We start from the raw sequence: 15803 nt of genomic DNA on the forward strand, positions 1-15803 counted from the left end.
CGGGCCTACCCTTCAAAGTCACATTTCCATAGTGCAATTTAATCCAAAATGCTATCTTTAAATTTTTATTTTTAATCTAGGCGCTTAACCTTATTGAACAAGCAGCACTTCTTATGAAAAATCGCATCCTTTTTGCCCTATTATCACTTATTTGCTACACCTCCTTCTGCCAGGAAAAGAAAGAAACCAAAAAAGAAAAATGGGAAGTTTCCAATCCTGCACTACCCTATAAAACCGTTACCATTACCACGGATGAAGGCTCGTGGATGAGCCTTGACGTGAGTCCAGATGGCAAGCAGATTGTTTTTGATATGCTGGGCGATATTTATACCCTGCCCATCAGTGGAGGCACCGCCACTCTAATACGGGGGGGACATGCTTTTGAGGTACAGCCCAGGTACAGCCCTGATGGCAAGCACATTAGCTTTACCAGCGATGCCGGTGGGGGCGATAATATTTGGATTATGAATACCGACGGTACGGAAGCCAGGCAAATTACCAAAGAAGATTTTAGATTGGTAAACAATGCTGTATGGTCTGTAGATGGAAACTATATTTATTGTCGCAAACACTTTACTGCCACACGTTCTTTGGGCGCTGGTGAAATTTGGATGTATCACAAATCGGGCGGAAAGGGCATACAACTAACCAAAAAGAAAAACGACCAACAAGACGTTGGGGAACCTTGGGCATCGCCAGATGGTAAATATGTGTACTACAGTGAGGATGTTTATCCTGGAGGCTCCTTTGAATACAACAAGGACCCCAATAGTCAGATCTATGCCATAAAACGTTATAATCTGGAAAATGGGAAAACCGAAAAGGTAACCGGGGGCCCTGGTGGGGCCATTCGCCCCGTTATTTCCCACAATGGTGAGATCATGGCCTTTGTTAAACGGGTAAGGGAAAAAACCGTGCTATATCTGCACGACCTCAACACTGGTAGGGAATGGCCTATATACGACAAACTCAGTAAAGACCAACAAGAGGCATGGGCCATTTTTGGACCCTATACCGGCTTCAACTTTACACCAGACGATAAACATATTATTATCTGGGTAGAGGGGAAAATCAAAAAAATTGATATCAATTCCTTAAGCACTACAGACATCCCTTTTGAGGCTTCTGCAGAGCATAAAATTGTTAACGCCCTAAAATTTAAGAATAACCCAGCACCGGATAGCTTCACCGCAAAGGCTGTTCGCCACGCGGTTACCTCCCCTGATGGTAAAACTTTAATATTCAACGCTGCTGGTTATTTGTGGAAGAAATCACTGCCCAATGGAAAACCTACTCGACTAACTAATGGAACCGATCTAGAATTTGAGCCCTCCTTTTCCAAAGACGGCAAATATCTGGTATACGTAAGCTGGAACGATAAAAATATGGGTGCCATACAACGATTAGACCTAACCTCTTATAAAAACAAACCTGTTAAACTCACCTCGGAAAAAGCCATTTACAGAGAACCTTCATTTTCGCCCTTGGATAACAACCTTATTGTATACCGTGAAGAGAGCGGAAATGGACATCAGGGTTATGTACATACAAAAGAGGCCGGGATATATACCTTGAAAGTAAAATATTCCAGAAAAGCAGGCTACAGCTCCACAAAAAAATTGCTAAGCAAGGAGGGCGAATTTCCTGCCTTTAACAAGGATGCCAGTAGGGTCTATTACCAAACTGGAGGATACCTTTTTGGAAAACTGACCAAAACCTTAAAATCGGTCAACCTGGATGGTAAGGAGCCTAGGGAACTGGTAAAGTCCAAATATGCCCAACGACTGATTCCCAGCCCAGACGACAACTGGGTTGCCTTTACCAATTTATACAAGGTGTATATTGCAGCCCTGCCCAAAACGGGGAACACCATTGCATTGGATGGTAAGGCCACCAATGTACCAGTGGCCCAAGTGGCTCGCGATGCCGGAATTAATCTACACTGGTCCAACGATAGTAAAAAAATTAACTGGACCTTAGGCGATGCCTATTTTAGCACACCTATCAATCAACGTTTCTCCTTTTTGGAAGGCGCTCCGGATAGCATTCCTGAGATAGATACCTTGGGCCTTAAAATTGATCTTGACCTTAAATCGGACAAGCCAAAAGGAAATATTGCCTTTACAGGAGCCAGGATCATTACCATGGATGGAGACAAAGTTCTGGAGAATGCCACCATTTTGATCCAGGACAACAAAATTGCCGGTATTGGTTCCGAGGATGCTGTAAGCATACCCGACGATGCCAAAGTATACGATATGAACGGGAAGACCATAATGCCCGGATTAGTAGATGTCCATGCCCACCTAGGCCATTTTAGATTTGGTATCAGTCCGCAAAAACACTGGCAATATTACACCAACTTGGCCTATGGGGTCACCACCACCCACGATCCTTCTGCCAATACCGAGATGGTATTCTCCCAATCGGAAATGGTAAAGACCGGAACAATGGTGGGACCTAGAATTTTTTCCACTGGGATAATCCTATATGGAGCAGATGGAGATTTTAAGGCCACTGTAAACAATTTAGAAGACGCCCGTTCGGCCATTAATAGGACCAAGGCGTTTGGGGCTTTTTCCGTTAAAAGTTACAATCAACCTAGACGGGACCAAAGACAGCAAATTATTAAAGCCGCCCACGAAAAGCAAATAGAAGTAGTACCGGAAGGGGGATCCACCTTTTTCCACAACCTCTCCATGATCTTGGACGGACATACAGGAATTGAGCACAATATCCCTGTTGCCAATTTACATAAGGACGTTGTGCAATTGTGGGCAGCCAGCAAAACAGGATACACCCCAACCTTGATTGTTAATTACGGCGGATTGAACGGAGAATACTATTGGTACCAGACTACCAATGTGTGGGAAGACAAAAAACTCCTTAAGTATACCCCTAGAGGTATTATAGACTCCCGATCCAGGCACCGCACCATGGCTCCAATGAAAGAATATGAAAATGGTCATATCCTGGTCTCCAAAAGTGGCAAGAAATTGGCAGACGCCGGAGTAAAGGTAAACTTAGGTGCACATGGACAAATACAAGGTATTGGAGCCCATTGGGAACTCTGGATGCTGGCCCAAGGGGGAATGAGCAATATGGAGGCCCTAAGAGCCGCCACTATTAACGGGGCCAATTATCTGGGAATGGAAGATCAGCTGGGCTCCCTGGAAGTTGGAAAATTGGCCGACCTAATTGTTTTGGACAAAAATCCTTTGGAGGATATCCAAAATTCCAATTCGGTTAGCTATACCATGATCAATGGAAGATTATATGACACTGAAACCATGAACGAGATTGGAAACTATGACAACCCTAGAAGTGAATTCTATTGGGAAATGAACGAATACGCCCCCGGGTTCGACTGGCATGGGGAAACCCGTACGGGGTGCTCCTGTGAAACGAGTCATTAATTTAGGAGTTCATAGAAAATAGATGACACTAGGAACCCCTTGGTTGTATAGTGCCACTTATAGACTGGCCTTACCGACTTTTCTGCCATTAGCTGAGAAGACGGTAGGGATTAGTTACCCGCCTCTTAAAAAGTCAATAGATCTTAAAAATCAGCTCATGCAGAAGTGAGTGGAGAAATCATAGATTCAGCACAACTATAAAAAAGGTTAACGAATATATTTTTAATAGAAATGAATGGGTTAAATGGAACAAATAGCTCAAACCAAACATAAATTGTATTCCCAATACTATTCGATTGATCCTATTCAGCCTGATCATGAGGTACATAAACCACTTTACCGGCATCTATGTCAAAAACTGGAATCCCAACTACAGTTGAGTCCACCAGTATGCTTGATTCGCCCTTTAAATAATTCAAGGAGCCCCCAAGATCAGGATGTTTTTTTCTAAGCGCATCATATTCAGGGTTTACACATGCTTCACCCCAGATTCCCAACATAAATTTTAGGCCTGCTTCAGGCTCACCATACTGCCCTTGGTCATCGGTATCAAGAATCCATTGCTGCAACACGGAGCGGTAATTTTCCAATACTGTTAAATATTTCGGATTGTCAGCCAAATTATTCAATTCAAAGGGATCGGTCTTCAGATCGTACAGTTCTTCGGAGGGGCGTTCCGCCAACATAAATTGGTCCTGCACTGGGTTAAGCTTGTTTTCTGCTTGTAATTGCTTCATTACCTTAACAAAGGGCACCCCATCGTAATCCATATAGGTTGGCTGGGTATAGGGTCTGTCCGTCATAAAATTACGAATATACTTGTACTCTTTGGAACGTACCGATCTAATACGATCTATGGTAAAATCACATCGATCCCGGGTAGAGACGACATATTCCCGTGCGGCCATAGTATGGTCCAAAAAATTTTTGCCCTCCATATAATCAGGGATAGGAATACCCGCCAGACCCAGGGCAGTGGTTCCCAAGTCCAGACCGGCGATAAGATCGGTATTGACACTTCCAGGTATAAAAATATTGTGATCCTTCCTAAAATCGGCAATGATCAAGGGCACCTGCAGCCCCCCGTCATAAAGAAACTGTTTATTTCGTGTTAGACGCATCCCGTGGTCCGAAAAGAAAAAAACAACGGTATTGTTAAGCAAATTATTTTGTTTTAGTTCTTTTATGATACCTCCAACTTTGTCATCCGTAATTTGAATGGCATCCAAGTGATTGGCATATTCCTCAAGGATAACAGGATGATTGGGCAAATAAGGTGGCAGTTCTATTCTAGATCTATCTACAGGATGAACGACATTATTTTTGAATTTGGAATTAAAAATCTCCTTGCCCCCGTATAATTGAATTTGACCAAAAAATGGCTGTTTTCTTGGCAGGTCTGCTAGCAGTAATCGCACCCCGCCTTTACCATATAAGGGATGATAGGAATAATCCTGGTCATACAGCTCCCTCCTATCATACATAAAATTATAGTCGTCCTTCCCATTGTTAAAGGTAAAATAGCCTTCCTCTTTAAACAGTTCCGGGACAGTCTTTATATTCCCTGGTAAATATATTGCTCCTTCCGCATTGCGGGAACTATGATGGTTATGAGCCCCAATAGTAGTAGACATCATCCCGGTAATAACACTAGATCTACTGGCAGAACAGACCGGAGCAGGCATAATTACATTGGTAAACAAGACACCCTTCATGGCCAAGCTATCTATATGTGGGGTAGCAACAACCGAATTCCCATAGCAGCCCATTAGTGGGGCAGTATCCTCTAAATATATCCACAGAATATTGGGTTTATCGCCAATGCCTAATCCTTCTTTTTTATTGGTGGTTCTATCTTTACAGGAAAAAAGTAATGCAATAGAAAATACAATCAGCAACAAGTATTTATTCATCATAATAGCGGTATGGTCTATTTATTGTTCATGTTGGAAACATTTTACCATTTATCCCACGCAAAGGAAAACTGCCCAATGCACTGGGCCTGCCGCCCTTACTAAAAAGAAAAAATCGATTTCCAACATATCACTAAGGTACGGAAATCTGTATTAGGAATTGAGCTCAATATCCCAGTTGCCAATTCACACAAGGACTTTGTGCAATTGTGGGCAGCCGGCAAAACGGGATACACCCCTACCTTAATTGCTAATTACGGCGTATAGATTAGGAAATGGAAGATTATAAGACATGGAAATCTTGAACGAGATTGGGAATTATTATTAACCTGGTACAACAACCTCTTGTTAACTTTTTTACCCTTCCTTTAAAAAAGCTTTAAGGTGCCATCTATTGAAGAGCCCTAATAGAAAAACAACTGATTTACCCGCAATGTGCTTTCCGTATTGGGCTGCCCAACTACCTTATAGTATTTTGCGGTTGACTCCGGGAACTTTACAGAGATATCTTTAAGCTTATCCATGTTAAGCTCGGTGGCAAGGTTCAACTTTTTTAATAAAGTCCAATTTTCCTTATTATTGGAAGACCAAATTTCAACATACTTCAATGATGATTTCTTAGCTCTTCTAGGAATACCACAACTTAGGACCACTTCCTTAATTTTGGGATTTGACTTACTAAAATCGGCAATGGCTATGAGAGGCTTACTATTGAAAGAAGCATAAAATTTCGAATAATAATAAGTATTGGCGTCATATTTGGCACCGTCGTTCAATATTCTTGCTGCCTCCCCGGTGTAAGAACTTAAAATTCCGGGATGCACCACTTCCAGTCCGTCGGGAACAAGGCCTTTATCATAAAATATAAAGGTTGAAACCTCACTTGGCAGCCAATTATCCTTATAAGCTATTGCCCTTACTGTTTTAGATCTTTCTCCCTGCAAATCCATAGTAATTTCTGATTTATAAAGTTCAGATTTTTCATTGGGTTCGGTTTCATCCAAGGTATATCTAATACTAACTCCATTCATTTTATGCCCTAATGAAATACGGTCTCCGGATTTAATTATATTCCTCTCCCCTATTAAGGTTGGTGGTGTCAGGTTCATTTTTTCTTCCGGGTCTGGAATATACCCCTCATTTATGGTTGCGCTGGGCAATTCCTTAACCAATTGCGAAATATCGGCGTCGGACATTTGGGTGTTCCAGACGAACAACTCCTTCAAACTTTTAATCTCCTTTAAATACTTTAGAGCGGCTATATCAACCGAGGTACCTGCCAAAGAAAGTGACTGTAATTTGGTGTTGGCCACAAGAGCGGCCAAAGCCTCATTGGTAACCTCTGTAAAATTCAATACTAAATGCTCTAAATTTTTAAGCTCCCCAACAAATTTTAGGCTATTGTCATCCAGAGGCAAATTCGCGAGATTTAGGTATATCACCTGCTCCTTAATTTTAGCCAAATCGGTCAAAAATTCAGCTTTGTAACTACTTCTGCCATAAATGGTGACTTCAATAGCCGGCGAAGTGGGGGATTTTTGAACTACCGTCCTATAGGGGTTATTTAGATCATCTATAAGTTTAGTGTCCACAAAATCAAACGTATATGCCTCTTTTTCACTATCCCCTTTAAGCCAATTTTCAGCTACGAGTTGTTTTAAACGGTCTTCATTCTTTAATAGGGCATACGAAATTTCAGTATCCGCACCATGGGCAATCCAGCTTTCTATAAGCTCAATTTCCCTACTGGTTAATTGCAATTTACCTTCTGGAGGCATGTGCTCTTCATGTTCCAACGGTAGTGCTACGCGCTGCAGCAACAGACTTTCTTCAGGATTATGTGCCAACCAAACCTCACCATTCTCTCCGCCCCTAGTTATGGATTCAGCATTTGTTAGGTCCAACTCCCCCTTGCTTTTCTGTGGATTGTGACAACTGGTGCACTTTTTTTCTAAAATAGGTGCAACATAGGCTGTATATATTGGCGTATTTTCATCCATTTTTTTAACCGCTGCACTGGTTATGGGTTCCATTAAAAAATGACTTCCATGTGTTAGCCCGGCCCCAAAATGTCCACCAAAAACCACTCCCACAAAGCTGGTGTACAACAAGATTTGGTACACTTTTTTGTGTAGATACGTCAAAACCATTGCATACACCGCAAAACTGATCCCTATTCCAATCCATTTATGCAAGGTCATGAGTTCGGACTCATACCCTTCCAGGGAGAGCAATAGGCCCATTATTGTTGCCAGTACGGTTGTAAAAGCAGTTAGCAATAATAAAAAGTAATTGATCTTTTCAAAGGAGGTGGTATCTATTTGTTTTCTAAAGAGGTTTAGCAGTACCATAAGCGCAATAAAGGCTACTGGAAAATGTAACAGCAACGGATGCATTCTGCCTAGCGGCTGTAACCAAAATGGAATTTCCAAATAACTTTCAAAAACCACTAAAAAGGCTAAAAAAATATGCAGAAAGAACAGTGTGTTCAAAAAGAAGGGAACGGATTTTTTCATGCTTTTATGCCAAAATATCATTTACTACATGGCCATGTACATCGGTCAGGCGAAACCTTCTGCCCAAGTGTTTATAGGTCAACTTCTCATGATCTAGGCCCATTAAATGCATAATGGTGGCATGTAAGTCATGAATGTGTACCGGATTTTCGGTAATATTATAGCCCAATTCGTCGGTTTTGCCATAGGAGATGCCCGATTTTACACCGCCTCCGGCCATAAAAATACTAAAGCATCTAGGATGATGGTCCCTTCCATAATTATCCTTGGTCAATTTACCTTGACAGTAATTTGTTCTGCCAAATTCCCCGCTCCAAATGACAAGCGTTTCATCTAATAACCCCCTTTGTTTTAAGTCGGTAATCAATGCTGCCGAAGCCATATCCACATCTTTGGCCTGACCTTGCATTTCACCCACCAAATTTGAATGCTGATCCCAACCTTGGTGATATAATTGTACAAAACGAACCCCGGACTCCGACAACTTTCGGGCCAACAAGCAATTTGCGGCATAGGTGCCGGGAACCATGCAATCCGGGCCATACATTTTTTTTATATGGTCAGGTTCTTTGGACACGTCGGTAATTTCAGGTACGGCGGTCTGCATTCTATATGCCATTTCATACTGTTTTATTTTTGCCGGGATTTCTGGATCTCCAAACTCCTCATACCCCAGCTGGTTCAAGGAAGCTAAATGATCCAACATGGTACGGCGGGTTTTGCTATCCATCCCATTGGGATTATTCAGATATAAAATAGGGTCTTCACTGGCACTTAATTGTACTCCCTGATGTGAACTATCCAAAAAGCCGTTGGACCATAATTTTGAATATACACCTTGTCCGTTACCTTTTCCTTTTGACAACAATACGCAATAGGCAGGTAAGTTTTTATTTTCACTACCCAGACCATAGCTGAACCAAGAACCTATGCTGGGCCTGTTACCTACCTGTGCACCCGTTTGCATAAATGTCAAGGCGGGATCGTGGTTAATCGCATCGGTATGCATACTTTTTATGACACAGATATCATCGGTAATCTTGGCAATGTTCGGAAACAGATCACTCACCCAGGTCCCTGCGTTGCCATATTGCTTAAACCCGAACTTTGACCCTACCAAGGGAAATGATTTTTGGCCTGCAGTCATACCCGTCAACTTCTGGTCTCCTCGTACGGAGGGAGGCAGGTCTTGTCCGAACATATCATTCAACTTTGGTTTATAGTCAAAACTTTCCAATTGGGAAGGAGCTCCATTCTGAACCAACAGTATAATCCTCTTTGCCTTGGCGGCAAAATGTTTTAAACCTAAGGGCAATTGGTTTTCTGCAACTTTTTTCCCAGATAACAAATCTGGCATTAACAATGATCCCAAAGCCACACCTCCAAATCCCAATGCCATTTTACCTAAAAAATGCCTACGGTTAGTATTTAGATGGTGTTCAAATATTTCCTTTTCCATTGGTGTCGTATTTTTTGAAGGTGGTTAACTTTTTACTATAGTTTCTTCCAGATTATATATCGTATGAATAATTTGCATTAGGGCGGCTACCTTTACGACATCCCTATTTTTAGAGGCCGGAAATTCCCCGACATCAATAAATGCTTTGGCCCGTTCCGTTTCTTTCATGAACGCAGATTCTTGATCGTTGTAGTAGCTCAACAACATTTCCTTTTCTTGGGGCTTAATGGTCCTACCGACTATTGTGTTAAATGCCTTTTCAATTTTTGCGGAAACCGAGTTATCCTCTTGCATTAATTTTTCGGAAAACACTCGTGCTGACTCTAAAATAGTAGGATCATTTAGGGTTATCAAAGCTTGCAAGGGAGTCATGGTAGATTGCCTTTGTACCTCGCACTGATCACGTGTAGCAGCATCAAAAGTAAGCTGCACTGGAGGTAAAGTAGTACGCTTTATAAGAATATATATACCTCTTCGGTACAGATCCTTACCGTGATCCTGTACATAATTGGCCAGTACCCCTCTGCCCGAACTGGCAGCTTCCCACAATCCGTCTGGCTGGTACACTTTAACACTTCGTCCACCTATTTCAGGATTTAGCAAGCCACTGGTTGCCAAAGCATGGTCTCTTACCATTTCCGCATTAAATCGCAAGCGCGACATTCTTGACAAATATTTATTCTCTGGGTCGATAGCCAGTTTATCCTTACTTATAACCGATGATTGCTTATATGTGGCAGACATGACAATTTTCTTGATCATGTGTTTCATGTCCCAGCCGTTCTCCATAAAATCTGCCGACAACCAATTTAACAAATGAACATTGGTAGGCAAATCCCCTTGCATGCCAAAATCACCAGATGACTTTACGATTCCTGCCCCAAAAATCTCTTGCCACATACGATTTACAAATACCCTGCTGGTCAATGGATTTTTTGCATCGAACAACCACTTTGTCAAACCCAATCGGTTACGCTCATAACTGCTATCATCGAATTCCAGAACCGATTTCGGTGTGTTAGCCCTTACTTCCTCGCCAACATCGTCATATACGCCTCTATTTAAAATATGTGTGGTTCTAACATCCGGCCTTTCTTCAATGACCATGACGTCAACATCCTCTTCTTCCTTTTTATTAATAAATGGAAGTTCCTTCTCAACAACCTCATCGCTAATGGTTATAAAAGGTGCCTCTGCCAACACTTCACCCTTGTTTTGTCTAGGCGGCATCCTATCGAAGAATGCAAAAGTGCTGAAATAATCCTTCTGCGATATGGGATCGTATTTATGGTCGTGACACTTAGCACATTCCAAGGTCAGCCCCAAAAAGGCCTTTCCGAATGTATTGGTTCTATCGGTAACGTTTTCCACCCTAAATTCTTCTTCGATTATTCCCGCTTCTTGGTTAATTTTATGATTTCTATTGAACCCTGTAGCCAAAATTGTCTCCATATTCTTCTGGGGAACCAGATCGCCGGCCAATTGGTAGGTAACAAATTTCTCATAGCTGTAATTTTCATTAAAGGCGTAAATCACCCAATCTCTCCAAGGCCACATGGTTCTTAATTGATCGTTTTGAAACCCGTGGGAATCAGCGTACCTGGCAACATCCAACCAGTGGCTAGCCATCTTTTCACCATAATGATCGCTGGCCAATAGCTCGTCGACAATTTTTTCATAGGCATTGGCAGCATCATCCTGGATAAATCTTTTCTGCATTTCGGGTGATGGAGGAAGTCCTGTAATATCCAAGGAAACTCTTTTTAACAGTCGCTCTTTATCTGCCTTTTGATTCGGAGTCAACCCTATATCTTCTAATTTTTGTAGAATAAAATAATCAATTTCATTATTTGCCCAATCTGCATTTTTCAACTCGGGCAGCTTAGGCTTGTCTACTGCCATAAAGGCCCAATGCGGTTCATAGGAGGCCCCTTGTTCTATCCACTTTTTTAAAATTTTTATTTCGTAGGAAGACAATTTTAAATTGGAATCCAAAGGAGGCATAAGCTCGGTACTGTCTTTTGCCGTTATTTTTTGATAGAGCACCGACTTTTCTAAATTATTGGGAACTATGGCGAATTCGTTTTTCCTGTCCTTGAGGGCCTTATATGCGCCTTCAGGAGTGTCTAACCGCAAATCTTCGGCTCTTTTATTTACATCTGGCCCATGGCAGGCAAAACATTTATCGGATAGTATGGGACGAACATCAAAATTATAGTCCACTACCTCGGGAATTTTTTTCGATGGAATTGCTGCATATTCACCTTTTTGTTTGCAAGAGGTGAATACAGTGCACAAAAGAAGAAAAAGAAGGTATATTACTTTATTTTTCATACGGATAATACGCTTAATGATGCAATGACATAAACAAAACATGTGTAAATATACTTGCTGCGTACCCATCACATGTAGATTAATTGTGCAATTAGGTGCATTTTTTGAATACCCAACCTACTATTTCTATTTTTTGGAAAAATAGGAAGATGGCGGACACCCAAACTCCTTTCTAAATACACGGCTGAAATAACGATTGTCATTGTATCCCACTTTGAAGGCTATTTCTTTAATGCTTAATTGTCCTTCTTTCAACAGCTGCATCGCCTTTGATAATTTATAAGTATTGACATACTCAATAATGGTCTTACCTGTCAGTGCCTGAATTTTTCTATATAGTTGTGAACGTCCTATGGCCAATTCCTGACATAAAAGGTCGATTGAAAACTCTGTATTGTCTATTTGTTGGTCAATAACATCATTGATCTTAACCAAATAATTATCTAAAGTAGTAGGTGTATCGGACACTAAAGATTCTTTTTGATATTTTTTAACCAACTGCCTTCTACTCTTCAATCTATTTTGGATCTTTAGCTTTATTTCGGATAAACTGAAAGGTTTCTGGATATAATCTTCCGCTCCGGTTTCCAACCCTTTCAATACATTCTCCAATCCTGTTTTTGCCGTCAAAAATATCAATGGTATATGGGAAGTCAGTTCGTTGGTCTTTAGTTGGTTGGCTACCTGAATTCCATCCAACTTAGACATCATGATGTCACTGATGATAAGATCAGGTATGCTTTCGACTGCCATTTTAAAACCTTGCTCACCGTTTTCCGCTTGCAGGATCTTATAATCATCTTCGAGTTCCAGACACAAATAGCTTCTTATATCCTCATTATCCTCAATGATAAGCACTACCGTTTTCCCATCCTCCTTATTTTTGGTCGATTCCAAAGTAGGGGTTACATCAATGCCATGGTCCTTATACCCTATCGGAATGCTAACTTTAAAGAGAGAGCCTTTATCCTCTTCACTCTTTAGTTGGATATTTCCGCCATGAAGTTTTACTAGCTCTGATATTAATGATAAACCTATTCCCGTGCTATACCCCTTGTTTGGAGTTTCATCTAACTGATAATACCTTTCAAAAACTTTTTCTTGATATTTTTTGGGAATGCCCATGCCGTTGTCTACTACCTCTATATTTAAATAACCTTTTGAAACCCTAGCTTGCGAATCAACATCAACACAGGAATAAGCCACGTTTAATTCTATTTTTCCATTCTTAGGGGTAAACTTAAATGCATTGGAAATTAAATTGGAAATTATTTTCTCCAAGATATCCGAATCAAAATAAACACCATAATTCACATTAGGCTGCTTGCAACTAAACTCAATACCCTTCTCTTTTGACCAATACGCATAGGCATCATGAATGTTGTTACATATAGACAAGTCATTCTGCAGCTTCACCTTTAATTTTTGATCACTTTCCAGTTTTCTAAAATCCAATATTTGATTTACCAGTTCCAACAAACGATTGCTATTTCTATGCATCATGCGCAAAATTTTAGAATCTGGGGCCACACCATATTTAGTGTATTGATCCAAAGGAGAGGCAATCAAGGTCAACGGGGTTCTTAGTTCATGGGAGATATTGGTAAAAAATCGCAATTTCATCTGTGCCAATTCTTCAAATTGATATACCCGTTCCTTTTCCAATGCAAACTTATTCTTTATTCTTTCCCGTTTAATTATTCGCAATAAGACAAGCGTCAGAAGAAGGATTAATAAGCTTACAAAAATAAACTTAACCCAGAATAGCTCCCAAAACGGAGGTTTTACTACTATATTTAAATGGGTAATTTTGGTGTCCCATATCCCATCCTCATTGCTAGCTTTTAGTAAAAACTTATAATTCCCAGAAGGTAAATTTGTATATGTTGCCTTTGTTCCGTTGGCTATGGTCCATGACGTATCAAAGCCCTCTAATTTATAGGAGTACTGACATCTTTGGGTATTTACATATTGGATTGCCTGAAACTCTAATTCAATTTTTTTATCCGTATGCTCCAAATACAGATTATCTTCAACTTCTATACTTCGCTTTATATAGGAACTATTGGGTTGCACTAATTCATTATTTACCCAAAGCTTGGCAATATAAACCGCCGGTACATTTTTCTTGGGCTCCACCTTTTTGGGGTCAAAAACCATTAAACCTTTGTTAGTGGAAAAAACTAAATGGCCATTGTCCAACATGCAACTGGAGAGACCAATTTTGTGAGATATTAATCCATCCTGACTATTTAGTATTCTAATTTCATTATCGGTGTAATTGAACTTTATTAAACCATTTGGAGTGCCTACCCATAAATTGCCATCCATATCTTGTTGAATGGAATTTATGATCTTATCCTTTATAATATCATGGTTAAGCTGCGTAAAAACATTGTTTGCCCGGTCAAAACTACATAAACCAGAATTGGTCCCCACCCAAAGAACATGATCATTATCTTCAAAAATTGTGTTTATAAAATTATTGTTGATGGTCTGCGTGTTTCCTATTTGATGGCGGTAATGTGTAAATTCTTGGGTTTCAGGCAGATATTTTTTAAGGCCGTCTCCATCGGTACCTATCCATAACTGTCCTTCCGAATCCTCAAAAACAATATTACCCCTATGAAAATAGCCTATTCCTTCAGGTTTATTGGGGTCACAATCAAAATAGGTAGTGGTATTGGTTTTGGGATCAAAAACCCTTGCGCCCAATACTTCCCCTGTCCATATATACCCTTCCGAGCTTTCCATGGCATCAAACAATTCACCAGGTTCACGGGGATACTTTTGCAATAGCTCACCAGATGGGGTAAACTTATATATATCATTCCTGTCCACTACCCAAACATTTTGGCCATTAAATGAGGTTATATGGGTCCGATTTATAAACCCTTTTAAAATCCTTAGTAGTTTGTGATTTTTTTTGTCGAATATCTTGATTTTCCCTCCTTGAAAAACCCAATAATTCTCCTCGGTCTTAAAAATTTTCACATCTGTTCTAGGTTCCAGAAAATAGTCGAATATTACAGGAGATTTTTTTACCAGAAAAAAATCTCCGTTCTGATCCAAAACCCAAGATTCATTTGACAGCTTGTTATGGAATACCTTTACTAGATTAAATCCATTATCTACAAATCTATCATTCAAGGAGATGTGTTCCTTTAATTCAAAATCCGAATCCACCAGGGCAATCTGATCCTTTTCCAGCAACCAACAATGTCCGCCAAAATCCTTTTTTATATAATTGGCCCTTTCAAATAAAAAATTGAAGTTTTGAAAGTCATTGGAGCTATCCAAAGTATAAAGCTTAGTATTGGATAGGATCAATTCTTCATAGTACTCTAAATTTGGATAATAATGTGCGGCACCCCCTGACTTTTGGGACAGCCTTTTGAACTTTTCCGTCTTGGGGTCAAAAATATTCAACCCTATCCAAGTTCCTACATACAGTACATCTGCTGGTCCTTCCTCAATTGCTAGTACATTGTTGTGACTAATACTTAAAGAATCATTTACCTCATGTGCATAATTTTTAAAAGTACCTTTTTCCCTATCCATTCGGTTCAATCCACCCCCATCGGTTCCCACATAAAATTCCTTTCCCGAAGTTTCAAAAATGACCCTTACCTCATTAAAACTTAAACTTTTCGGATCCGTTTCATTATGAATAAATCTTTGAAAGCGATCATATTCGCGATCATATTTTAATAGGCCACCCCCATAAGTCCCAACCCACAGCGTACCATCAGTGTCTTCGTACAAACAAGAAATATGATTATCCGTGATACTGGTTGCCTCATTTTCATTTTTTATGTAATTCTTAAAGTTGCCCCCATCATATCTCCACAATCCATTTGTCGTAGCAATCCATACAAAGCCATATGCATCTTCCAAAATATCAGTGGCATTGGTTTCTATTGGTAGTTTAAATCGTGTTATCTCATAGGTAGTTGATGGTTCTTGAGCAACAGATAAAACTGTTCCGATGAACCAAAAACAGAAAAAGACCAAGGGATAATAAAGTTGTTTATTAAACATTTTATAAAAATAGAAACAATTCAATACAAATTTTGAATCATTGGTGAACGCACTCGAAAAATCGCGGTGTTCATTAATTTCGGCTCTGTTCCTACCTATAATCTTATAGATTCCTGAAAAATTG

At 40.2% G+C, this 15803-nt stretch carries 6 protein-coding genes; 1 reads left to right on the forward strand and 5 read right to left on the reverse strand.

Annotated elements, in window-relative coordinates:
• Positions 1–113 precede the first annotated feature (113 nt).
• Positions 114–3416 (forward strand): amidohydrolase family protein, encoded by a 3303-nt coding sequence (locus EHW67_RS03735; RefSeq protein WP_126161021.1) that lies wholly within the window; start codon positions 114–116, stop codon positions 3414–3416.
• Between the two features lie 302 nt (positions 3417–3718).
• Here the strand turns inward: EHW67_RS03735 and EHW67_RS03740 are convergent, their stop codons facing one another.
• From EHW67_RS03740 to EHW67_RS03760, 5 genes are all read right to left on the reverse strand, one after another.
• Positions 3719–5332 carry a sulfatase family protein gene (locus EHW67_RS03740; protein ID WP_126161022.1) on the reverse strand — a complete coding sequence of 538 codons (1614 nt, stop codon included), beginning with the start codon at positions 5330–5332 and terminating at the stop codon, positions 3719–3721.
• Positions 5333–5733: 401 nt separating this feature from the next.
• Complete coding sequence (locus EHW67_RS03745) at positions 5734–7845, reverse strand: c-type cytochrome domain-containing protein (RefSeq protein ID WP_158285066.1); 2112 nt, start codon at positions 7843–7845, stop codon at positions 5734–5736.
• A gap of 4 nt (positions 7846–7849) precedes the next feature.
• Positions 7850–9304, reverse strand: coding sequence for a DUF1501 domain-containing protein (locus tag EHW67_RS03750; RefSeq protein WP_126161024.1), 1455 nt, complete (start codon positions 9302–9304; stop codon positions 7850–7852).
• Positions 9305–9328: 24 nt separating this feature from the next.
• Positions 9329–11638 carry a PSD1 and planctomycete cytochrome C domain-containing protein gene (locus tag EHW67_RS03755; RefSeq protein ID WP_126161025.1) on the reverse strand — a complete coding sequence of 770 codons (2310 nt, stop codon included), beginning with the start codon at positions 11636–11638 and terminating at the stop codon, positions 9329–9331.
• Between the two features lie 126 nt (positions 11639–11764).
• Positions 11765–15679: a hybrid sensor histidine kinase/response regulator transcription factor gene (locus EHW67_RS03760; RefSeq protein ID WP_126161026.1), complete on the reverse strand. Its 3915-nt coding sequence runs from the start codon at positions 15677–15679 to the stop codon at positions 11765–11767.
• Between the last annotated feature and the right edge of the window lie 124 nt (positions 15680–15803).

Origin of the sequence: Arenibacter aquaticus, assembly GCF_003957295.1 — a bacterium.
GTDB classification, from domain to species: Bacteria; Bacteroidota; Bacteroidia; order Flavobacteriales; family Flavobacteriaceae; genus Arenibacter; species Arenibacter aquaticus.

Coding starts and splice junctions, on each gene's coding strand:
- EHW67_RS03735 (WP_126161021.1), top strand. CDS start 114: ATGAAAAATCGCATCCTTTTTGCCCTATTATCACTTATTTGCTACACC.
- EHW67_RS03740 (WP_126161022.1), bottom strand. CDS start 5,332: ATGATGAATAAATACTTGTTGCTGATTGTATTTTCTATTGCATTACTT.
- EHW67_RS03745 (WP_158285066.1), bottom strand. CDS start 7,845: ATGAAAAAATCCGTTCCCTTCTTTTTGAACACACTGTTCTTTCTGCAT.
- EHW67_RS03750 (WP_126161024.1), bottom strand. CDS start 9,304: ATGGAAAAGGAAATATTTGAACACCATCTAAATACTAACCGTAGGCAT.
- EHW67_RS03755 (WP_126161025.1), bottom strand. CDS start 11,638: ATGAAAAATAAAGTAATATACCTTCTTTTTCTTCTTTTGTGCACTGTA.
- EHW67_RS03760 (WP_126161026.1), bottom strand. CDS start 15,679: ATGTTTAATAAACAACTTTATTATCCCTTGGTCTTTTTCTGTTTTTGG.